The sequence below is a fragment of the Diaphorobacter sp. B2A2W2 genome (genome assembly GCF_056730635.1).
In genome coordinates this window covers 523,992-546,081 of the sequence record NZ_JBWZOR010000001.1, presented here as the reverse complement: position 1 = coordinate 546,081, position 22,090 = coordinate 523,992, and the positions used below count along the sequence as shown (strand labels likewise).

The 22,090-nt window shown below is 69.0% G+C and carries 18 protein-coding genes; 11 read left to right on the top strand and 7 right to left on the bottom strand.

The features are described from left to right. Positions 1-110: 110 nt before the first annotated feature. Together AC1PPL_RS02500 and AC1PPL_RS02495 are read right to left on the bottom strand one after the other, a co-directional pair. A complete protein-coding gene (locus AC1PPL_RS02500; RefSeq protein ID WP_041838994.1) occupies positions 111-470 on the bottom strand; it encodes a DUF2946 family protein in 360 nt (119 codons plus the stop codon). A 136-nt stretch (positions 471-606) separates the two neighbouring features. Beyond that, a complete protein-coding gene (locus AC1PPL_RS02495) occupies positions 607-1,473 on the bottom strand; it encodes a LysR family transcriptional regulator (protein ID WP_011805536.1) in 867 nt (288 codons plus the stop codon). A gap of 148 nt (positions 1,474-1,621) precedes the next feature. Here AC1PPL_RS02495 and bla point away from each other — a divergent pair, with 148 nt between their 5' ends. Then, the gene (bla, locus tag AC1PPL_RS02490) at positions 1,622-2,467 is read left to right on the top strand and encodes a class A beta-lactamase (RefSeq protein ID WP_479972599.1); all 846 of its coding nucleotides are present in this window, start codon (positions 1,622-1,624) and stop codon (positions 2,465-2,467) included. Positions 2,468-2,470: 3 nt separating this feature from the next. Here bla and argA read toward each other — a convergent pair whose 3' ends face one another. Next, a complete protein-coding gene (gene argA / locus AC1PPL_RS02485; RefSeq protein ID WP_479972536.1) occupies positions 2,471-3,817 on the bottom strand; it encodes an amino-acid N-acetyltransferase in 1,347 nt (448 codons plus the stop codon). Between the two features lie 286 nt (positions 3,818-4,103). Continuing rightward, entirely contained in the window at positions 4,104-5,252 is a 1,149-nt protein-coding gene (locus AC1PPL_RS02480; RefSeq protein WP_374608332.1) for an acyltransferase family protein, read from the bottom strand. 561 nt (positions 5,253-5,813) lie between these two features. Here AC1PPL_RS02480 and AC1PPL_RS02475 point away from each other — a divergent pair. Then, positions 5,814-6,788, top strand: a complete 975-nt coding sequence (locus tag AC1PPL_RS02475; RefSeq protein ID WP_011805532.1) for a Bug family tripartite tricarboxylate transporter substrate binding protein — start codon at positions 5,814-5,816, stop codon at positions 6,786-6,788. A gap of 102 nt (positions 6,789-6,890) precedes the next feature. Here AC1PPL_RS02475 and AC1PPL_RS02470 read toward each other — a convergent pair whose 3' ends face one another. Continuing rightward, on the bottom strand, positions 6,891-7,496 hold the full coding sequence (locus tag AC1PPL_RS02470) for a class I SAM-dependent methyltransferase (RefSeq protein WP_041836007.1): 606 nt from the start codon (positions 7,494-7,496) through the stop codon (positions 6,891-6,893). Between the two features lie 168 nt (positions 7,497-7,664). Between AC1PPL_RS02470 and AC1PPL_RS02465 the strand changes: the two genes are divergently transcribed. Next, positions 7,665-8,012, top strand: coding sequence for an ankyrin repeat domain-containing protein (locus AC1PPL_RS02465; RefSeq protein WP_103738341.1), 348 nt, complete (start codon positions 7,665-7,667; stop codon positions 8,010-8,012). 82 nt (positions 8,013-8,094) lie between these two features. Here the strand turns inward: AC1PPL_RS02465 and AC1PPL_RS02460 are convergent, their stop codons facing one another. Continuing rightward, on the bottom strand, positions 8,095-9,300 hold the full coding sequence (locus AC1PPL_RS02460) for an MFS transporter (protein ID WP_252100835.1): 1,206 nt from the start codon (positions 9,298-9,300) through the stop codon (positions 8,095-8,097). A gap of 317 nt (positions 9,301-9,617) precedes the next feature. On the opposite strand from AC1PPL_RS02460, the gene AC1PPL_RS02455 reads away from it, so the two are divergent. The 6 genes from AC1PPL_RS02455 to AC1PPL_RS02430 are packed head-to-tail and all read left to right on the top strand — an operon-like array spanning position 9,618 to position 14,988. Next, the gene (locus AC1PPL_RS02455) at positions 9,618-10,400 is read left to right on the top strand and encodes an energy-coupling factor ABC transporter ATP-binding protein (protein WP_479972535.1); all 783 of its coding nucleotides are present in this window, start codon (positions 9,618-9,620) and stop codon (positions 10,398-10,400) included. A 17-nt stretch (positions 10,401-10,417) separates the two neighbouring features. Continuing rightward, complete coding sequence (locus AC1PPL_RS02450) at positions 10,418-11,011, top strand: CbiQ family ECF transporter T component (protein WP_123676374.1); 594 nt, start codon at positions 10,418-10,420, stop codon at positions 11,009-11,011. 35 nt (positions 11,012-11,046) lie between these two features. Further along, positions 11,047-11,631 (top strand): biotin transporter BioY, encoded by a 585-nt coding sequence (locus AC1PPL_RS02445; RefSeq protein ID WP_123676373.1) that lies wholly within the window; start codon positions 11,047-11,049, stop codon positions 11,629-11,631. Then, complete coding sequence (locus tag AC1PPL_RS02440) at positions 11,628-13,112, top strand: AMP-binding protein (protein ID WP_479972534.1); 1,485 nt, start codon at positions 11,628-11,630, stop codon at positions 13,110-13,112. The genes AC1PPL_RS02445 and AC1PPL_RS02440 overlap by 4 nt, the downstream gene beginning before the upstream one ends. Beyond that, entirely contained in the window at positions 13,109-14,287 is a 1,179-nt protein-coding gene (locus tag AC1PPL_RS02435) for a thiolase family protein (protein ID WP_479972533.1), read from the top strand. The genes AC1PPL_RS02440 and AC1PPL_RS02435 overlap by 4 nt, the downstream gene beginning before the upstream one ends. 2 nt (positions 14,288-14,289) lie before the next feature. Next, positions 14,290-14,988, top strand: a complete 699-nt coding sequence (locus AC1PPL_RS02430) for a nitroreductase (RefSeq protein ID WP_252100830.1) — start codon at positions 14,290-14,292, stop codon at positions 14,986-14,988. 176 nt (positions 14,989-15,164) lie between these two features. Here AC1PPL_RS02430 and AC1PPL_RS02425 read toward each other — a convergent pair whose 3' ends face one another. Further along, positions 15,165-16,352: a metallophosphoesterase gene (locus AC1PPL_RS02425; RefSeq protein WP_479972532.1), complete on the bottom strand. Its 1,188-nt coding sequence runs from the start codon at positions 16,350-16,352 to the stop codon at positions 15,165-15,167. Positions 16,353-16,643: 291 nt separating this feature from the next. On the opposite strand from AC1PPL_RS02425, the gene AC1PPL_RS02420 reads away from it, so the two are divergent. Further along, on the top strand, positions 16,644-17,984 hold the full coding sequence (locus AC1PPL_RS02420) for an NAD(P)H-dependent oxidoreductase (RefSeq protein ID WP_479972531.1): 1,341 nt from the start codon (positions 16,644-16,646) through the stop codon (positions 17,982-17,984). 47 nt (positions 17,985-18,031) lie between these two features. Beyond that, the gene (hrpA, locus tag AC1PPL_RS02415; protein ID WP_479972530.1) at positions 18,032-22,057 is read left to right on the top strand and encodes an ATP-dependent RNA helicase HrpA; all 4,026 of its coding nucleotides are present in this window, start codon (positions 18,032-18,034) and stop codon (positions 22,055-22,057) included. Positions 22,058-22,090 lie beyond the last annotated feature (33 nt).

Genomic DNA, 22,090 nt, shown 5'->3' with positions numbered 1-22,090 from the left:
CCCAGTGGTGCGCGGGGGGTGGTGCTGTCTCGTGCGGCAAGGCACACCCAGTGCGTGGGCGTGGCAAGGGCCGCCTGGGGAGCCAGCAGGCTCCTTGCGGCCCGGCAGGGTCAGAGAGTCGAGGGAGGGCCGCGCGCCGGCAGCGGCGCTGCGGTGGCCGCGGCAATGCGCGCCGCCTCGATGGGTTGCAGCGCATGGGCCAAAGGTGGAGGCGGCTCGACCAACGCGGTTTCGGGGGCGGGCGGTGCGCCCGCGGGCGCACACAAGGGGCAGTCCATACCGGACGCGCCCAGGGCGCCCACACTGCCGTCGTCCGCCTGGACCATCAGCATCACCGCGCCCGAGGCCGAGCACACCAGCTGCAGGGACTGTGGATGCACCAGCGGCGAGGCCACGGCCACGCCCAGCGAAGCCATGAACCAGCCCAGCACCCAGGTGCGCAGTGTGAGCGAGAGGCGGGGCCAGTTCATGGCGGCGATTATGCCCATTGCGGGGCTGCGCCGCGCAGGCATTTTTCAACCAGGGTGCTTCCACTTTTATAGCTGCCGGCGCTTGATTTATAAGGCTGAAAGGCTTTTTTGATGCGGTTTTGCTGGCGGGGTGGCATCACTGCGGCGGCGCGGACTCGCGCAGCAGCCAGTCGCGGAACGCCTGCAGGGCATCGGTCGGGGCGCGTGACTTGAGGCGGCACAGCCAGTAGTCGCCCAGCGCTGCCGTGCACGCGAAGGGCTGGACCAGCCGCCCCTGGCGCAGTTCGCGCTCGAACATGCGCACGGGCAGCAACGCCACGCCCGCGCCTTGGGCTGCGGCCTCGGCCAGCGTCAGCGACGAGTCGAACACCGCGCCGCGCAGCACGGGGCAGGGCGCGCCCGCGGCGGTGAACCATGCGGGCCACTCATCGGCACGGTAGCTGCGCAGCAGGGCCTCCGCGCCCAGGTCAGCAGGTTCGCGCAGGCGCGCAGCCACTTCTGGCGCGCACAGAGGCGCCAGCGGCGCGGGCATGAGCCGCTCGGCGTCGGTGCCGTGCCAGGCGCCGTCGCCGAAGCGGATGGCGCAGTCCAGCCCTTCGCCCGCAAGGTCCACGCGGTTGTTGTGCGTGAGCAGGCGCAGGTCGACGAAGGGGTGGCTTTCATGGAAGGCGCGCAGGCGCGGCAGCAGCCACCCCACGGCGAACGTACCCACCACGCCCACGGTCAGCACCTCGCGCGGGCGGGTGTCGGCCAGGCGCTGCAGGGCCTGGCCGATGCGCGCAAAGCTGTCGGACAGCACGGGCACCAACTGGCGGCCCTCATCGGTCAAGGCCAGGCCGCGCGGCAGGCGGCGAAACAGCGGCTTGCCCACGCGTTCCTCCAGGTTGCGGATGTGCTGGCTCACCGCGGTTTGGGTGACGTGCAGTTCCTCCGCGGCGCGCGTCAGGTTCAGGTGGCGGGCCGCCGCCTCGAAGGCCCGCAGCGCATTCAGGGGCAGGTGCATGGGTGAAGTTTTTCTAAGGGCTGGTGGCGATTATTGTCGATGGTCAAGCCCCCTGTGCCGCCTTATCGTGGCGCCTTCTTTCCACACATGACGAGGTAAAACAATGGACCGAAGAAGCTGGTTGCTGGGCGCCGCGCTGCTGCCCGTGATGGGGTGTGCCCAAACCGGGGTCGAGAAAAACAGGGCTCAGGCCGCGCAGCAGTTGCAGGCCGCGCTGGGCCGGGTGGAGCAGCGCGTGGGCGGGCGGCTGGGCGTGGCCGTGCTGGATACCGGCTCCGATGCCCTTGCGACCTACCGCGGCGACGAGCGCTTTGCGCTGTGCAGCACCTTCAAGCTGCTGCTGGCCGGCCAGGTGCTGCAGCGTGCGGACCAGGGGCTGGAGCGGCTGGATGCACGCGTGCGTTATGGCCGGGAGGATCTGGTGGAATATTCCCCGCGCACCGAGCCGCACGCGGGCGGCGCCGGCATGACCGTGGCCGAGCTGTGCGAGGCCACCATGGTGCTCAGCGACAACAGCGCCGCCAACCTGCTGCTGCGCCGCCAGGGCGGGCCCGCCGGCCTGACGGCCTGGCTGCGCACGCTGGGCGATGCGCACACACGGCTGGACCGCATCGAGCCCGCGCTCAACGATGTGCCTGCGGGCGAACTGCGCGACACCACCATGCCGCGCGCTATGGTGCACACCGTGCAGAAACTGGTGCTGGGCGATGCGCTGTCTGGCGAGGCACGGGCGCGGTTGCAGGGCTGGTTGCTGGGCAACCTCACGGGCGACAAGCGGCTGCGCGCGGGCATGCCGGCGGGCTGGCGCATCGGCGAGAAGACCGGCACCGCCAACGGCACCAGCAACGACGTGGGCGTGGTGTGGCCGGAGGGTGGGGCGCCGGCCGTGGTGGCGTGCTATCTCACGCAGTGCCCCGCCGCGCCCGCGCAGCGCGACGCGGCGATTGCCGAGGTGGGGTCGCTCGCGGCCGCATGGCTGGCGGCCGCGGGGTGAGGCTCAGAGCTTCTTGACCAGCACCTGGCTCTTGCGGTCCCAGTTGTACTTGCGCTTGCGTGCGTCGGGCAGCCAGTCGGGGTCCACGGGCGAAAAGCCCCGCTTGATGAACCAGTGCATGGTGCGCGTGGTCAGCACGAAGATGCTGGACAGGCCCAGCATGCGCGCGCGCTGCTCGATGCGCTTGAGCAGCTTCTCGCCGTCGCCCGTGCCCTGGCTTTGCGGGGACACGGTGACGGCGGCCATCTCGGCCGTGCCGGCCTCCGGGTAGGGGTAGAGCGCGGCGCAGCCGAAGATCACGCCGTCGTGCTCGATCACGGTGTAGGCGGCGATGTCGCGCTCGATCTCGGTGCGGTCGCGCTTGACCAGCGTGCCGTCGCGCTCGAACGGCTCGATGAGCTGGATGATGCCGCCCACATCGTCGATGGTGGCTTCGCGCAGCTCTTCCAGCTTTTCGTCGATGACCATGGTGCCGATGCCGTCGTGCACGTAGATCTCCAGCAGCAGCGCGCCGTCCACCGCGAACGGCAGGATATGGCTGCGCTCCACGCCGTGCTCGCAGGCCCTCACGCAATGCTGCAGGTAAAAACCCACATCGGTCGGCTGCTGCGCGGGCGGCAACTGGGCCAGCAGCTGGCGCGCTGCGGCCAGGGGCAGTTCGGTGTCGATGGGGTTGTCCTCGGCGTCGGGTTCCAGCGGCTGGATGCGGATGCCCGGCACTTCGGTCAGGAACAGCAGCTTGTCTGCCTTGAGCTCGGTGGCCACGCGTGTGGCGACTTCTTCCATGGCCAGGTTGAAAGCCTCGCCCGTGGGCGAGAAGCCGAAGGGCGAGATGAGCACCATGGCGTCGGACTCCAGCGTGCGGCGGATGCCTTCCACGTCCACCTTGCGCACCAGGCCCGAGTGCTTGAAGTCCACGCCGTCCACGATGCCCACGGGCCGCGCCGTGAGGAAGTTGCCGGAGATCACGCGCACGCGCGAGCCCGCCATGGGCGTGTTGGGCAGGCCCTGGCTGAAGGCGGCCTCGATCTCATAGCGCAGCTGGCCCGCGGCCTCCTGGGCGCAGTCCAGCGCCACGGAATCGGTCACGCGCATGCCGTGCGAGTAGCGCGGGGTGTGCCCCTTGGCGTGCAGCTGTTCGTTGACCTGCGGGCGAAAGCCATGCACCAACACGATCTTCACGCCCATGGCCTGGATCATCGCCAGGTCCTGCACGATGCTCTGCAGCTTGCCCGCGGCGATGGCCTCACCCGTCAGGCCCACCACGAAGGTCTGGTGCCGGAACTTGTGGATGTACGGCGCCACGGACCGGAACCAGGGAACGAAGGTGAAGTTGAAGACCGTGGACATGGGCGGTGCGTCAAAGGGTTGGCGGTGAAGCGGTGAAAAGAGGGGCGGAGACGAAAAGCGCTCGCGGCTTCCCGTGCGCCTGTACCAGGGCAGGGGCGCCAGCAAGCGCAGGCCGCAGTGTAGCGGGCTGCGCGCCGTGCCGCGGGCAGCGCAGGGAGGGAGGAGGAATGCTCCTCAAATAATAGCTGCCAGCGCTTGATTGTGACGGTTTTCGAAGGGTTTTCTTCTGAAATCCACCGCGGGGAAAGCGTGGGCAGCTATTCAAATAATAGCGCCGACCCAGCCATCAGCGCTCGCCGCGCGCCGACAGCGCCAGCGAACCGCGTGCGGTAGCCGGCCGCGCCGTCCGCACGGGGGCCGGCTTGCGCTGGGCGGGGCGGGCATCGCGCCAGCGCATGGCCCAGCGTTCCACGGTGTAGTACGACAGCGCCGCCAGCGCCGCCGAGATCAGGAAGCCCAGCACCACCACGGCCGGCCACGGCAGGTCGGCGCGCAGGTAGCGCACCACGGGGTAGTGCCACAGGTAGATGCCGTACGACAGCTTGCCCACCAGCATCAGGGCCGGTGCGCTCAGCATCTGGTGCAGCGCGCCGCGGTGCTGCTGCACCGCCAGCAGTACCACCAGGGCGGCGCATTCCACCACCGTCATGCCCCAGAGCATGGCGTTCATGTCGTCCCAGGACTGGGCCATCAGCAGCGGCACGGCCAGCACCACCCACATGAAATGGTGCAGCCGCTGGCGCAGCGCCTGGAACCAGGCGGGTTGCTCGTGCAGCAGCGTGGCCAGCAGGCTGCCGGCCAGCAGGCCCGTGGCGCGGGTGTCGAAGCGGAAGAAAATCTCGTAGAACTGCTGACCCTGCGCCACCCACAGCACGCGCCAGGCCCACGCCAGCACCACCAGGCCCAGCACCGGGCGCCACAGCGCGCCGCGCGGCGTAAAACGCGCCAACACCACCAGGAGCGGTGGCCAGACCAGATAGAAGTGCTCTTCCACCGACAGCGACCACATGTGCAGCAGCGTGTCGGGGCTGTCGAAGAAGGCGATGCCGTAGTCGGCCAGGTACAACAGGGACACCAGTGCGTCGGAATACACGTCCGTGAGGTCCGGCCACAGCAGCGGCGCGAACACGCAGTACGCCCCCAGGAACAGCGCCAGCGCGGGCATCAGGCGGAAGAAGCGGCGGCGGTAAAAACGCCAGTAGTCCAGCCGGCCGTTGCTTTGCAGTTCCTGCAGCAGCAACGAGGTGATCAGGAAACCGCTGAGCACGAAGAACAGGTCCACCCCGTAGAACGCGCCGTCGAACAGCGGCGCATGGGCGTGCGACAGGATCACCAGCAGGATCGCCACGCCGCGCAGTCCGTCCAGTGCGCTGTTGTAGGCCAGGCTCGGCGCGCGGCCGTCATGGCTGAGGGGGTTCACCCGGGGGTTGTCCATTTTGTCTGCCAAAACGCGGCACCTCCATTGCTGGGCAGGCCTGGCGCCCGCCGTGTTCATCACCAATCACATCCCGACCCGGAATGGGCTTGTCGCCAGTCCAATGCGCTGCCCAGGCCGTGCCTGGCCGCATTGCGCTGGCTGGGAGTGGTCGACACTGCCAGCCGTCCCTGAGGACGGCGCGGCACCCTTCGCTCCTGTGTCGGTAAGGCAGGCCGTGAAAGCGGTCCTGCGGTCGTGGGCACGCGCTGCGTGCCGCGCCGGATCTGCGCCCGGCCGTCGGATTCTAGGGGCCGTCCACAGGGGGCGGGTTACCAAATGTCGCTACCGATTCAGGGTGATGACTTTCGGGCGGGTGCGAAGTTCCGCTGCAAGCCGCCGTGGCGTGACCGCGGGCACGCGGGGCCCATGGCGGAGACGGTGAAATTGTCTTTCCGGTTACCATCAAAGGGTTAACCCTGATGATGCGTTCGCCCCAGCGGACGCTTTTTCTTTTCTGCAAGCGGCCCTTCGCGGGCCTCGTACACCGGCCCCACAAGGGCCTTCAATGAAGGAGAGCTTATGTTCCGCAGAACCGTTCTTGCCGCTGGCGCAGTCCTGGCCCTGGCCGCAGGCGCACCCACGATGGCGCTGGCCAAGGATGCCTGGCCGGTCAAGACCATCACGCTGGTGCAGCCCTACGCACCGGGCGGCACCAGCGACATGCTGGCGCGCATCATCGCCAACGAACTGGAAAAGCGCATCACTGCCAGCGTGATCGTGGAAAGCAAGGCCGGTGCGAACGGCAACATCGCCACCGCCTACGTGAGCCGCGCCAAGCCCGACGGCGGCACCTTCCTGGTGGGCTCCAGCAGCCCGGTGGTGATTTCGCCCACGCTGTACAAGAACGTGCCCTACGACCCGGTGAAGGACCTCACGCCCATCACCCCGCTGGCCAAGGCGCCGTTCCTGCTGGTGACGGGCGCCAACTCGGGCATCAACTCGGTGGACGAGCTGCTCAAGCTCATCAAGGCCGACAAGATCAACTTCGGCTCGGCCGGCGCGGGCTCGCCCCAGCACATGATCGTGGAGATGTTCCACATGCAGGCCAAGGCCAAGACCATGCACGTGCCGTACAAGGGCTCCGCGCCGCTGGTGCTGGCCGTGATGTCCAACGAAGTGCAGTACGCCATCGACAACCCCGTGCCGCTCAAGCCGCAGATCGAGGCCGGCAAGATCAAGGCGCTGGCCATCACCAGCAAGACCGCCTCGCCCAAGTTCCCGGGCGTGAAGCCGCTGGCGGAGCAGGGCTTCCCTGGCTTCGAGGCCGAGCCCTGGTACGGCATGATCGGCTCCAAGGGCCTGCCCAAGGACCTGGCCGAGCGCATGAACAAATACGTGCGTGAGATCCTGGCCCAGGAGAACGTGAAGCAGAAGATCTCCGACCTGGGCGCCGAGGCCTATGGCCTGAGCACGGCCGACTTTGCCAAGCTGATCGCCGCCGACATTCAGAAGTGGGGTGCTGCGGTCAAGGCATCGGGCGCTACGGCGGACTAAACGCATGCAATAGGTGACAAAAAAGGCCGTGAGGATTCACGGCCTTTTTTGCGTCTGACGCCCACCGGTCAAGCGCGGGCAGCTATCAATCAATGAGTGCTGCTACTGTCCCGGAGCCTCCAGGGCGAACAGCGGCACCTGCGCCTGGCGGCTGAGCCACAGGCCCCCGCCCATGTCGATGAAGTGCCGCGCAAGGCCGCGGCGGTACAGCGACGCGCGGTGGCGGTACAGGCGCGGGTCGGTCAGGTCTTCGTCGATGATGTCGCGCTCGTAGTCCTCGCGCGTGACGGCCTCCAGGTACAGCGCGCCGCGGCACAGGCGCCCCAGGTTGTCCAGCGCCCGCGCCAGGTCCTGCGTGCCCAGGTAAGGCAGCACGCCCTGGCAGATGACGAAGTCGAAAGGCTCGCGCGCCGTGTAGTCCACCACCGAGCCGCGCTCCCACCCAAAACGCTCGCACAGATAGGGGCTGTATTCCACGCCCTGGTAGAGCGCGCCGGGCAGGTGGTGCTGCACCATGTCCCGCCACAGGCCGATGCCGCAGCCCACGTCCAGCACCCGTGCCACGGGCACGCGCAGGTAGTGCAGATAGCTGCAGACGAAGCTGCCCAGCCGCTGCGCATGGCCGGGGTCCACCACGCTGGTTTTCTTGTCGAAGTAGTAGCGCTGGTAGTACGCCTCGTCAAACCACTGCTCACTCGCCGATTGCACGCATGCTCCTGAAGAAGGCGGCGCCGGGCTGGTACCGCTCGCCGGGAGTATGGACCAGTCCATCGCGATGGCGGGCGGTTGCCATGGGGGCTCCCCGGTGTGCCGCGCGTACTGCGGCGTCTATATTGCGCGGCAGTGCCGTATGAGAACCCGATGAAAGGAGCGCCCATGTCCGCCGGAGACTGGAAAGACCTGTACGCCGCCGCCTCCACGGGGGATCTGGCCCGGGTGCGCTATCACATCAGCGCGGGCGTGGATCCCAACTACCAGCACCCCGAGGTGCTGTGCACGCCGCTCGTCGCCAGCCTGGTGCAGGGCCACGATGCGGTGGCGCGCTACCTGCTGGAGCACGGGGCGGATCCGCACCTGCTGTCGGAGTTCGACGGGCTCACGCCGCTGCAGGCTGCGCTGCGCCATGGCCGCGGTGAGCTGGCCGCACTGCTGCGCAGCCGGGGTGCGCGGGACGTGCCGCCGCCCAGGCGCGTGGCAGCGTGGCGGCGCTGGCTGCCGTTGTAGTGCGCGGGGGGCGTAGCATCAAGGCATTTTTGTGCTGTAATGCATGCTGGTAAAGCGCTGGCAGCTATTAAAACAGGAGTAATCAGCCTTGGGTAGCGGCCCCGCGGCGCTGGCGCAGGCTCTGCCAGCCCAGCAGCGCCAGCACCACCGCCACCATGGGCAGCATGCCGGCGTTGATGCCGCCCCAGCCGACGCTGTGCAGCAACTGGCCCGAGCCGAAGGACGCCACGGCCACGGTGCCGAAGACCAGGAAGTCGTTCAGCGCCTGCACCTTGGCACGCTCGGACGGGCGGTGGCAGTCGGCCAGCAGGGCCGTGGCGCCGATGAAGCCGAAGTTCCAGCCCACGCCCAGCAGCACCAGAGCGCCCCAGAAATGGGTGAGCGCCAGTCCCATCAGCGCCAGCAGGCCCGACGCGGCAATCAGCACCAGCCCCAGGCCCGTTACGGCGCGCTTGCCCCAACGGGCGATCAGACGGCCGGTGAAGAAGCTGGGTGCGAACATGGCGAGCACATGCCACTGGATGCCCAGGGCGGCTTCGCCCACGCTGTGGCCGCAGCCCACCATGGCCATGGGAGCGGCCGTCATGAGAAAGGCCATCAGCCCATAGCTCACCACGCCCGCGATGGCCGCCACGATGAACTGCGGCGTGCGCGCGATCTGCGACAGCGGCCGCGCGCCATGCGACTCGGCACGCGGCGGTGCGGGCGGCAGGCGCAGGGCCAGCAGCAGGGGCAACGCCAGCAGCGCAAGCGCGGCCTGGCTGTAGAAACTGCCGGCGAACGGCGTGGCGGGCAGGCTGTCGCGCGTCCAGATCACCACCTGCGGGCCAATGATGGCCGCGATCAGCCCGCCCACCATGACCCGCGATATGGCGCTGGCGTGCCGCGTGGTGTCGCCCACCGCGTCGATCGCGGCGAAGCGGTAGCTCTGCACGCAGGCGCCGTAGAAGCCCGCCAGCGTCGTGCCCAGGCAGAACAGCAGGAAGTCCGACTGGCTGATGCCCCAGGCCGCGATCAAGCCCGACAGCACGCCCAGCACCGCGCCCAGCAGATAGGCCGTGCGGCGGCTCGCGCGGTGCATGAGCCATGCCGCGGGCAGGGTAGAGAGGGCCAGGCCCAGCTGGTACAGGCTCACGGGCAGCGTGCTGGCGGTAGGCGTGCTCGACAGCATCTGGCCCACCAAGCCCCCGAGCGAAATGATGATGGGGGGCGAGGCACCGCCCAATGACTGGGCGGCGACCAGCAGGCCGAGATTGCGGCGTTCAAGAGCGGTGGAAGAGGTCTTCATGGGCGGGAGGCGGCGAACAGGACACCTATTGTCTTCGCTGGACGTACGGTTCCGGGGTAGACCATGCATCACTTTTCGTAGTAGATGACGCGATAAAGGATGCAGATGGTGGCATGAAGAGGGCGGGTTGTTGCAAATGAGCCCAGTTGAAGATAACTGCGTTGAAAGGGCCGGATTTTTGTGCTCTTTTGCTGAAGGTTGCGGATGTGATTTGCCTGCTTATTGGCGGAAATTGATTGGCAATAGATGCTTTTTGCTGAAAGAAAAGGATTTTTAAGGGGAGTAGAATCCGTGGCGAATTTGCTTGGCTTTTTGGCATGCTCCCCTCCTGTTCCTCTCACCCCCCTGACGCTCCCGTGCTGCAAGTGCGGCAGGTGCGCCTGCGCCGCGGTGTCACACAGGTCTTTGACGGGCTCGATCTCACGCTGGCCGAGCCGCGCATTGGACTGATCGGCCACAACGGCGCAGGCAAGACCAGCCTGCTGCGGCTGTTGTGCGCGCTGGAGGTGCCCGACGAAGGCCAGGTGCTGTCGCACGGGCAGGATTTGCAGGCACTGCCGCAAGGGCAATTGCGGGCCCAACGCGTGGGCATGATGTTCCAGAACCCCGACGATCAAATCATCTTTCCCACGGTGGAAGAGGAACTCGCCCTGGGCCTGCAACCGCAGGGCCTGTCCCGGCGTGATGCGCTGGCGCGCGCCCGCGCCTTCCTGGCCGAACGGGGCCTTGCCGACTGGGCCGCGCGCGCGGTCGGGGCGTTGAGCCAGGGCCAGCGCCAGCACGTTTGTTGGCTTGCGTTGCTGCTCGCCGGGCCGCGGACGCTGTTGCTGGACGAACCCTTCGCCAGCCTGGACCTGCCGGGGCAGGCACGGCTGGCCGATGACATTGCCGCCTGCGGGCGGCAGGTGGTGGTGTCCACCCATGTGCTGGAGCATGTGCGCGACTACCCGCGCGTGGTCTGGCTGCATGAAGGCCGGGTGCAGGCGGACGGCCGCGGCCACGATGTGTGCGCGGCGTATGAAGCCGCCGTTGCCCAACAGGTGGCGCGGGCCCGCGCCGCGGCGGGCATGCCACATGCCCGTATGCGCGCCGCGGCCTGAGCGAAGGATGCACCGCCATGGGTAGCCTGTACAGCGAACACCTCACCTGGCTGCACCGCTGGCCCGCGGGGTGCAAGCTGGCCGGCATGGCGGTGCTGGGCACGTTGCTGTTCGTGCTGTCGGCGCCGGGGGCGTTGGCGGCGGCGGGCGTGGCGTGCGCACTGTTGTGGTGGAGCCTGGGGCCGGCCACGCGCGTGGCGCGCCGGCTCATCGTGTCGGTGCTCATCGCCGCGGCGCTGGTGGCGGGCTTTCACCTGTGGATGGGACGGCCCGAGGTGGCGGCGGTGAGCGCGCTGCGCCTGGCCTGCGCCTCCACACTGGGGGTGGCGCTCACCGTGAGCACGCGTCCCACGGACTTGTTGCAGGTGCTGGATGCGCTGCTGCGGCCCCTGGCGCACCTTGGCCTGCGGCCGGAGCGCGTGTCGCTGCAACTGGCGCTGATGCTGCGGTTCACCGAACATTTTTTCGTGCAGTGGAAGAAGCTGGACGAAGCCCACCGCCTGCGCACCGGCCGTGCCGGCGGCCTGCGGCTGGTCGCGCCGCTCACCGTGCAGATGCTGCAGGGGGCGCAGCGTGTGGCCGATGCCCTCTACGCCCGTTTGGGCGGCTGACTATTCCTGTTTTTCTTGTCGACCCAAGGAGTTGTATGACTGCTGCCCTATCGCGCAAAGCCTCTCACTCCATGGCGCTGGTGGCGCTGTTCGCCGCGCTCATGGCCGTGATGGGGCTCATTCCCAAGATCGATCTACCGCTGGGCGTGCCGATCACGCTGCAGTCGCTGGGCGTGATGCTGGCCGGCTGCCTGCTGGGCGCGCGCCGGGGCTTTCAGTCCATGCTGCTGTTCCTGGCGGCCGTGGCGGCCGGCCTGCCGCTGCTGTCGGGCGGGCGGGGCGGCCTGGGGGTGTTCATGGCGCCGTCGGCCGGCTACCTTGTGGGCTACGCTCTGGCGGCAGGGGTGACAGGCGCGCTGATGCGCACACTGCCGCAGGGCACGCCGCTGCGCACGGCCGCGAGCGCGTTCATCGCTTCCGTGCTTGGCGGGCTGGTCTTCCTGCATGCCATGGGCATTGCCGGCCTCGTGCTGCTGGCGCAGATGCCGCTGGACAAGGCCTTTCTGGCGGACCTGGTCTTCGTGCCCGGTGACCTGGTCAAGTGCGCGCTCTGCGCGGTGGTGGTGCATACCGTGGCCAAGGCGCTGCCAGACTGGCCGTTTGGTGGGCGCGAACGTTGAACACCCACCCTTGCAAGCGGCAGGCGCTGGCGCCCCTGCCGCAACTGCTGACGGGCGATGCGCTGCCTGAGCTGTTCGAGTGGGTACATGGCCCCCTGGCGCACTGGGCCCGCACGCGGCCGCACTCCCTGGCGCTGGCCAATGAAACCACCCAGTGGGACTTCGCGACGCTGCACGACCGTGTACAGGCGCGGGCGCGCTACTGGGATGCGCAAGGCGCGCCGACCACCGTGCTGCTGCCCGGTGATGCCGGCACGCTGGAGGGGGTGGTGGAATTTCTGGGCGTGATCGCCAGCGGGCGCTGCGCGGCGATGGGCGATCCCCAGTGGCCGGCGGGTGTGGCCCGGGCGGTTGCCGGGCGGCTGCCTCTGGGCTCCGGAGCCCCGGCAGCGGCCACGCCGCAGTCGCCGTTCTACGTGGGCTTCACCTCGGGCAGCACGGGCCTGCCCAAGGGCTTCATGCGCCACCACCGCTCCTGGGTGGAGAGCTTTCGCGTCAGCCTGCAGGACTTTGGTGGCGCGGCGGCCACGCGCGTGCTGGCGCCTGGCCGCATGTCGCATTCGCTGTTCCTGTTCGGCGCGCTGCTGGGCCTGTGGACGGGCGCTGGCGCGGTGCTGCAGGAGCGCTTTTCCGCGCCGCGCGCGCTGGACACCCTGCGCGCGGGCGGCGCGCCCTTGCTGGTGGCGGTGCCCAGCCAGCTTGTGCTGATGCTGCAGTGGGCCGAGCGGCGGCAACTGGCACCTATCGAGGGGGTGGAGCTGGTGCTGATCAGCGGCGCGCGCTGGCTGCGCGAGCGCACACCCGCGCTGCGCCGGTTGTTCCCGCGCGCACGCATCGTGGAGTTCTACGGTGCATCCGAAGCCAGCTACGTCGCCTGGATGGATGCAGAGCCGGGCGCACCGGCCCAGGCCGTGGGCCGGCCGTTCAGCAACGTGGACCTGCACATCGGCCCCGATCCCCGCAGCGCCGCGCTGCCGCAGGGCGTGCCGGGGCTGATCTGGGTGCGCAGTCCCATGCTGTTCATGGATTACGTGAACGCCGCCGACGGCACCGCCGCCCTGCGCGAGGGCGACTGGCTCTCGGTGCGCGACATGGGTTACGTGGACGACAGCGGTTTGTTGCACCTGTGCGGGCGCGAGAACCGCATGCTCGTCACCCAAGGCAAGAACCTGTTCCCCGAGGAAGTGGAGGCGCGCCTGCTGGCCCACCCACAGGTGGCGCAGGCCAGCCTGCAGGGTGTGGCCGACGGCCTGCGCGGCCTGCGTGTGCAGGCGGTACTGCAGTGGCAGGGCGACGCGCCGCCACCCGGCGCGCTGGAGCTGGCGGCCTGGTGCCGCGCGGTGTTGGAGCCTTACAAGGCGCCGCGCCACTGGTGGGTGTGGGTGGGCGACTGGCCGCAGACGGCCAGCGGCAAGACCGACCACGCAGCCATCGCCCGCGCGCTGCAGGCACCGTCGCCCTCGCTGGAGCGCTGGCGGTGAACGCTATTCCCATATTGGCCTGGGCGCGCACGCCGGTGGCGCCGGTCGGCGGGGTGCTCGCGGCCTGCCAGCCGCACGATCTGGCGGCGCCGCTGGTGGCGCGCATGCTGGCGGATGCCGGGTTGCCGGCCGAGGCCGTCGATGCCGTGGTGCTGGGCAACGCCCTGGGCGCCGGGGGCAACCCCGCCCGCATGCTGGCGCTGGCGGCCAGCCTCCCCGAGGGCATTCCCGCCGTGACGCTGGACAGCCAGTGCTGCGCGGGGCTGGATGCCGTCACCCATGCCTGCGGTCTGCTGGCGCTGGGCCAGGCCGATGTCGTGGTTGCCGGCGGGGCCGAGGCGTGGAGCCGCGCACCCCTGCGCATGCACCGGCCTCTGCAGGCGGAGGAGGCACCGGTGCCCTATGACCGTCCACCCTTCACGCCCTGGCCCGAGCGCGACCCCGACATGCTGCTGGCCGCGCTGGACGGCGCGCGGCGCCTCGGGCTCACGCGCCACGCGCAGGATGCGTACGCCATGGCCAGCCACGCGCGCAGCGTGGCGGCGCGCGCTGCCATGGCCCATGAAATCGTGCCGTTGCGGGGGTTGGCGCACGACGCCTACCCGCGCCTGTTGAGCGCCGCGCGTGTGGCGCGCATGCCTGCGGTGGTCAGCGGTCAATCGGTGGACGGCCAGGATTGCAGCCTCAGCACCGTCGCCGTGTCGCCCAAGGCGGACGGCGCGGCCCTGCTGCTGTTGGCCACGCCCTCGGCCTGCGCGCGCTGGGGCGTGCGGCCGCGTGCGCAGTGGCGCGGCAGCGCCAGCGTGGGTGGCGCGCCCGAGTCGCCCATGCTCTGCGCCGTCGACGTGGCACGCGCCGCGCAGCAACGCTGTGGCTGGGATTGGGCGGCGCTGGAGGCGCTGGAACTGCACGACGCCTTTGCGGCGCAGGGCCTGGCGTTCTGCAATGCGCTGGGCTTGCCGCTCGGTGCCATCAACCGGGGCGGGGGCGGCCTGGCGCGCGGGCACCCCATCGGTGCATCGGGCGCCATTGCGCTGGTGCGCGTGCTGGCGCAGATGGCGCAGCGGCAGGGTGCCGACCGCACCGACCGCACCGACCGCACGCTGCGCGGCATGGCGTGCATTGCGGGTGCGGGTGGCCTGGGTGCGGCCACCTGGGTGGAAATGCCGGAGTGAGAATGACCAAACCCCTGACGATGCCTGTGGCGCAGGACGCCTTCGAGACGCTGGCGCAGGCGCGCCATTCCGTGCGCGCCTTCCTGCCGCGGCCCGTGCCCCTCGCGCTGCTGGAGCGGTTGCTGGCTGCGGCGCGGCTGGCGCCCAGCGGCGCCAATCTGCAGCCGGGCCGCTTCTGGGCCGTGGAGGGCGCGGTGCGCGAACGCCTGAGTGCCGCGCTGTGCCAGGCGTGGCGCGACCAGGTGCCTGAGGCCGAGGACTATGGCTATTTCCCCCGCCCCATGCCGCTGGCATTGCGCAAACGCCAGGTGGCAGCCGCGCAGGCGCTGTACGGGGCGCTGGGTGTGGCGCGCGGCGACGGCGCGGGTCGGGCCACGCAGTTCGAGCGCAACTACCGCTTCTTCGATGCACCCGTGGCGCTGATCGTCACCATCGACCGCGGTTTCGGCGCAGGTGGCTTCATGGACCTGGGCATGTGCCTGCACGGACTGATGCTGGCCGCGCAGTCCCAGGGGCTGGCCAGCTGTGCCATTGGTGCGCTGGCGAGCTACCCGCAGATCGTGCGCGACGCGCTGGACCTGCCGGCCAGCGAGGTGGTCGTCTGCGGCATGGCGCTGGGCTGGGAAGACGCGGGCGCACCCGTCAACCGCACGCGCACCGAGCGCGAGGCGCTGGAGCGCTACTTCACCGTGCTGCGCTGAGGCAATGCGGAACACGTTCCCTCGCGTGTCGTGAGCCCCACCTTTTCTGCGGCCTGCCGCGTTGCATAACGGTCGCGATGGTGATGGCGGGGCTTTGCGTGCGAGGTGCGTCCCCTCGCAGCCCAGGCAGTACCCTCGTGCCGACTTATTTGACGGCGCCGGGCCGTCGCGCGGTCTTACGACGCTGTGCCACGGCGCAGCACCAACAGGTCGATATGGGGCTGCACGCCCAGCCGCACTGCGAAGCCGGCCCACAGGCCCGCGCCCGCGCTCACGAACAGGCGCATGCCGTCCACGTCGTATTGCCCGCGCACGAAACCGTTGTTGAACGGAGCGACCAGCCAGCGGTCCATGCCGCTGATCAGCCCGCCGTGCGTGTGGCCCGAGACCTGCAGGTCCACGCCGTGCGCGGCGTTGTCGCGTGCGAGCTTGGGCTGGTGCGCCAGCAGCAGGTGGAAGTCGGCCTGCGCCGCGCGCGCCTGCCGGGCCACCGCGGGTACATCGGGGGGCACGCCCTCGGGCACGCGCGGGTCGGCGTTGTGGTGAGAGGTGCGGCCGTAGACCGGGTCGCCCACGCCGGACAGTGCCAGACGCGCGCCATTCACCTGCAGCACCTGGGTCTGGTTGGCCAAGACGCCCAGGCCCAGGCGGCGAAATTCCGCCATCCAGGCGTTGTAGCCGCCGTAGTACTCATGGTTGCCGGGCGCGGCCCATACGCCGTGCGGTGCGCGCAGTTGCGCCAGTGGAGCCACGAAGGCGGCGCTGCTGCCTACGTCGCCATCCACCAGGTCACCGGGCAGGACGATCAGGTCGGGCCGCGCCGCGTGGGTGCGCTCCACCACGCTCTGCACGTAGGCGGTATGGTTGATGGGGCTCGCGTGGATATCCGCCAGCACGGCCACACGCAGGCCATCCAGGGCCTCGAGCAATTGCGGCAGGTGCACCAACTGTTCACGCACCGTGGGCGGCTGCAGGCCCTGCGCCGTGCCAAAACCCGCCGCGCCCAGCGCCAGTGCCACGGCGGTGCCGGTCAACCGCCTGCCGCGCAGCCGCAGGTGCCATGTGTCGCCCCGGCCCATGAGCGCGGCGGCCCGCGCCGCGAGCCATGCGGCATCACGCGCCAGAAGAAAGGCAATGATCAGCACCAACGTGCCCAACACCCAGCCGCCGGGCACCTGCAGATAGGCCAGCGTGGCGTAATCCATCGCGCCGGTCTGCAAGAGCTTGAGCAGCAGGGCCGGTGTCACGCCCAGCAGGGCGGTCAGCGCAATGGCCACCAGGCGCGCCTGGCGCGACATGCCGCGCACGGGCCCCCAGAGCCAGACCGCCAGCAGCGGAATCACCAACGCAGCAAGAGACACCATGGAAAGCCGGAGATGCAAAGAAGAAAGCAGCACCGGCGTACGGGGCCGGCGTGGGGGTGGTCGCGGCGACAGGGGTTGCGCCCCGCCGGCCGAGAGCGTTCGCAGGATAACGGTCCTTTTCAATGCCTTGCAGGCGGTGGGGTACTGGGCGGTGTCCCGGCCTAGGGCGTATCCCAAGAGACGTGGGGCGTACCCTGCGCTACGGTGGCCGTGGGATTCCCACCGGCCCGCGCGCCAGCAGGCGCCGGGGTTTCGCGCCGCAGCGGCGCACTTCCATCGTTTGCCATACCCATGAACCTTCACCAGAAACTGCTGCAGCGTGCCCGGCAAGGGCGTCCCATCCGCATTGGGCTGATCGGCGCGGGCAAGTTCGGCGCCATGTACCTGGCGCAGGTGCCGCGCATGCCGGGCGTGCACCTGGTGGGCATTGCCGATCTGTCGCCGGCCAACGCCCGCGCCAGCCTGGCGCGCGTGGGATGGGCGCCCGAGCAGTCGGAGGCCGCCTCTGCCCAGCAGGCGCTGGAGCAGGGTACGACCTGGATCACCGAGGACTGGCAGGCCCTGGTGCGCCACCCGCAGATCGAGCTGATCGTCGAATGCACGGGCAACCCGCTGGCGGCGGTGGACCACATTCTCGACGCCTTCGCCCACGGCAAGCATGTGGTGAACGTGACCGTGGAGGCCGACGCTTTCTGCGGCCCGCTGCTGGCGCGCAAGGCCCAGGCCGCGGGCGTGGTCTATTCGCTGGCCTATGGCGACCAGCCCGCCATGATCTGCGAGCTGGTGGACTGGGCCCGCACCTGCGGCTTTCCGGTGGTGGCGGCCGGGCGCGGGCACAAGTGGCTGCCGCATTTCTGCGAATCCACGCCCGAGACGGTGTGGGGCTACTACGGCCTGACGCCCGAGCAGGCGCAGCGTGGCGGCCTGAACCCCAAGATGTTCAACAGCTTCCTGGACGGGTCCAAGCCCAGCATCGAGAGCACGGCCGTCTCCAACGCCACGGGCCTGGCCGTGCCGAGCAACGGCCTGCAGTACCCGCCCGCCAGTGTGGAGGACATTCCCTACGTCACGCGCCCGGTGGGCGAGGGCGGAGTGCTAGAGAAAAAAGGCATGGTGGAAGTGATCTCGTCGCTGGAGAAGGACGGCCGCCGGATCCCCTACGACATCCGCATGGGCGTGTGGGTCACGGTGGAAGGCGAGACTGACTACATCCGCCACTGTTTCGAGGAATACAACGCCCACACCGACCCCACGGGCCGCTACTTCACGCTGTACAAGCGCTGGCACCTCATCGGGCTGGAGGTGGGCATGTCGGTGGCCAGCGTGGCGCTGCGCGGCGAGCCCACCGGCGTGCCCCAGGGCTGGAACGCCGATGTGGTGGCCACGGCCAAGCGTGACCTGCGCCCGGGCGACCTGCTGGATGGCGAGGGCGGCTACACCGTCTGGGGCAAGCTGCTGCCGGCTGCGACGTCGCGCAGCCTCAGGGGCCTGCCGCTGGGCCTGGTGCACAGCGCGCGCGTGGTGCGCCCGGTGGCAAAAGGCCAGGCATTGTCCTGGGACGATGTGGAGATGGACACCACCACCCACGCCTATCGGGTGCGCCGGGAGATGGAGGCCATGTTCTCCGCCTGACCCTGGTGCGGCACGGGTGCCTGGGGGCTGGGATAATTCCCGCCCCTATGCCCCTCACGATCACCTTTCCCGAGCAACTCCCCGTCTCCAGCCGCCGCGACGAGATCATGGCGGCCATGGCCGAGCACCAGGTCATCATCGTCTGCGGCGAGACGGGCTCGGGCAAGACCACGCAGTTGCCAAAAATAGCGCTGGCCCTGGGACGCGGCAAGTGCAATGCGCCCGAGGGCACGCGCGGGCGCCTGATTGGCCACACCCAGCCGCGGCGCATTGCCGCCAGCAGCGTGGCCAAGCGCATTGCCGAGGAGTTGAACACCCCCTTGGGCGAGGTGGTGGGTTACAAGGTGCGCTTTCAGGACACGCTGCAAAAGGGCGCTTCGGTCAAGCTGATGACCGACGGCATCCTGCTGGCCGAGACGCAGACCGATCCGCTGCTCAAGGCCTACGACACGCTCATCATCGACGAGGCGCACGAGCGCAGCCTGAATATCGACTTCCTGCTGGGCTACCTCAAGCAGATCCTGCCGCAGCGGCCCGATTTGAAGGTGGTCGTGACATCGGCCACCATCGACGCGGAGCGCTTCGCCAAGCACTTCGAGGGCAAGGCCGGTCCGGCGCCGGTCATCATGGTGTCCGGGCGCACCTATCCCGTGGAGATGCGCTACAAGCCCTTTGAAGAAAAGAAGGACTTCGACCTCAACGATGCCATTGCCGACGGCGTGGACGAGTTGTGGGCGGGCGGCAAGGGCGGAGACATCCTCGTCTTCCTGCCCGGCGAGCGCGAGATCCGCGAGGCGGCGGACCACCTGCGCAAGCACCTGCAGCACTCGCCAGTGCTGCGGAACGCCGAGGTACTCCCCCTGTTCTCGCGCCTGTCGCAGGCCGAGCAGGACCGCATCTTCGACGGCCACACCGGACGGCGCATCGTGCTGGCCACCAACGTGGCCGAGACCTCGCTCACCGTGCCGGGCATCCGTTACGTCATTGACGCAGGTACGGCGCGCGTGAAGCGCTATTCCTTCCGTAGCAAGGTGGAGCAGTTGCTGGTGGAGCCCATCAGCCAGGCGGCGGCCAACCAGCGCGCCGGGCGCTGCGGCCGCGTGGCCAACGGCATCTGCATCCGCCTGTACGACGAGGCGGACTTCCACCAGCGCGACCGCTTCACCGACCCCGAAATCCTGCGCTCGTCCCTGGCGGGCGTCATCCTGCGCATGAAGTCGCTGGGCCTGGGTGACGTGGTGAACTTCCCGTTCCTCGAGGCGCCCTCGGGCCGTGCGATCGCCGACGGCTATCAACTGCTGCAGGAGTTGGGCGCCGTGGACGAGCGCGGCAATTTGCTGCCCATGGGCCGCGAACTGTCGCGCCTGCCCTTGGACCCGCGCGTGGGCCGCATGATCCTGGAGGCCCGCACCCGCGGCGCCGTGGCCGAGGTGCTGGTCATTGCCTCGGCCCTCAGCGTGCAGGACGTGCGCGACCGGCCGCTGGAGGCGCAGCAGCAGGCCGACCAGCAGCATGCCAAGTTCGATGACGAGAAAAGCGAGTTCACCGGCTACCTGCGCCTGTGGAAGTGGCTGCAGGATGCGCGCGGCGGCAAGATCGTCGCCAAGACGCGCAAGGAGATGGCGGCCCAGACCGCCCCCGCGGCCCCAGCGCGCAACACGGCCTTCCTGCCCGTCGCACAGCGCAGCAGCGGCGCGCAAGCGGAAGCCGCAGGCGAGGAGCGCCTCGCACAGTTCCACCCCGCCGATGCGGAGGAGGCCACCCACAAGCTCAGCAACCGGCAGTGGGAGCAGTTGCTGCGCCAGAACTACATCAACATCCGCCGCGTGCGCGAGTGGCGCGACATCCATTCGCAGCTGCTCACCGTGGTGCGGGAGCACCAGTGGCAGGTGAACACCGAGCCCGCGGGCTACGAGGCCGTGCACCTGTCCATGCTGTCGGGCCTGCTGGGCAACATTGGTTACAAGGCCGAGGAGAGCGAGGCCTACCTGGGCGCGCACGGCATCAAGTTCCACCCGCACCCGGGCGCGCACCTGTCCAAGAAGCCCGGCCGCTGGATCGTCGCGGCCGAGCAGGTCGAGACCTCGCGCCTGTACGGCCGCGGTATCGCGGCGATCGAACCGCAATGGCTGGAAGAGGTGGGCGGCCATCTGCTCAAGAAGCAGTTGCTGGACCCGCATTGGTCCAAGAAACAGGCCGACGTGGTGGCGCTCGAGCGCGCCACGCTCTACGGCCTGGTGGTCTACAACGGCCGCCGCGTGAGCTATGGCCGCGTGGATCCGTACGAGGCGCGCAATCTGTTCATTCGCCAGGCGCTGGTCGAGGGCGAGTGGGAGACGCATTGGCCGTTCCTGGGCGCCAACCTCAAGCTGGTGCGCAAGGTGCAGGAGCTGGAGCACAAGAGCCGCCGCCAGGACGTGCTGGTGGACGACGAGCTCATCTTCGCCTTCTACGACCAGCAGATTCCCAAAGACGTGTACAGCGGCGCCACGTTCGACAAGTGGTTCCGCAGTGCCGGCAAGGAGAACGCCGGCCTGCTGCTTCTCAAGCGCGACGAGCTGATGCGCCATGAGGCCGCGGGCATCACCACCGACAACTTTCCCAAGACGGTGAAGCTGGGCGGCGTGGACTGCACGGCCAGCTACCTGCACAGCCCCGGTGACGCGCGCGATGGGGTCACCGTCACGGTGCCGCTGTTCGTGCTGAACCAGGTGAGCGAGGAGCGTGCGGAATGGCTGGTGCCCGGCATGCTCAAGGACAAGATCCAGGCGCTGCTCAAGAGCCTGCCGCAGCGCCCGCGCAGCCGTTTCGTGCCTCTGCCGGAAAGTGCTGCGCGGCTGGCGTCGCTGTTCACCGAGGAAGAGCGTTGGGCCCAGGGCAGCTTGATCGACACGCTGCTCAAGCAAGTGCGCGACGAGACCTCGCTCGACGTGAAGCGCGCGGACTTCAAGCTGGACATGCTCAGCCCGCACCTGTTCATGAACTTTCGCGTGACGGATGAGCACGGCCGCCAGCTCGGCCAGGGACGCAATCTGGGCGCGCTCAAGGCGGAGTGGGGGAGCAAGGCACGTGGGGCGTTCCAGGCGCTTGCTTCATTAAAGATAGCTGGTGGCCCTCACCAGAAGCCAGATTCCGGTGGAAAACCATCTGAAACCAAGGAAAACCGGGCGCCAGCAGCTATCAAAAAAGAACCGCCTGTCGGCGCGCCCCCGGCCCGCAAGGCCGATGCCCGCTACGAGGATTGGAGCTTTGGCGAACTGCCCGAGCTGATGGAGATCGCCAAGGGCAGCCAGACGCTGATCGGTTTCCCCGCGCTCATCGACCATGGCGATGCGGTGGGCATCGAGGTGTTCGACGAACCCGAAGTCGCCGCCGCGCGCCACCGCGTGGGCCTGCGCCGGCTGTTTGCGCTGCAGATCAAGGACGCGCTCAAGTACCTGGAAAAGAACATCCCCGATCTGCAGAAAATGGCCGTGGCCTTCATGCCGCTGGGCACGCAGGAGGAGCTGCGCGCACAAATCATCGACGTGGCCATCGACCGCGCCTTCCTGCAAGAGCCGCTGCCCAGCAACGAGGCACAGTTCAAGCAGCGCGTGCAGGATGGGCGCGGGCGCCTCACGCTGATCGCCAACGAGGTGGCGCGCATGGCGGCGGCCATCCTCATCGAATACGCCGCCACGCAGCGCAAGATCAAAGACACCAAGAACGCTCCCGAGGCCACGGCCGACGCGTCACAGCAGCTGCAGCGCCTGATGCCCAAGCAGTTCATCGCCGCCGCGCCCTGGGCGCAGCTGCAGCACTACGCGCGCTACCTCAAGGCCATCGCCACGCGCCTGGACAAGTACCGCGCCGACCCGGCACGCGATGCCGCCAAGCTCAAGGAACTGCAGCCGCTGGAGCAGCGCTATTGGCGCCTGGTGGCCGAGCGCAAGGGCCAGGTGGATGCCCGCATGCAAGAGTACCGCTGGATGCTGGAGGAACTGCGCGTGAGCTTCTTCGCGCAGGAGTTGCGCACGCCGTATCCGGTCAGCGGCAAGCGGCTGGACAAGGTCTGGTCGCAACTGGTGTCTTGAGAGCGGCTCGCGCGCGAGGCAAGCCTGCAGGAC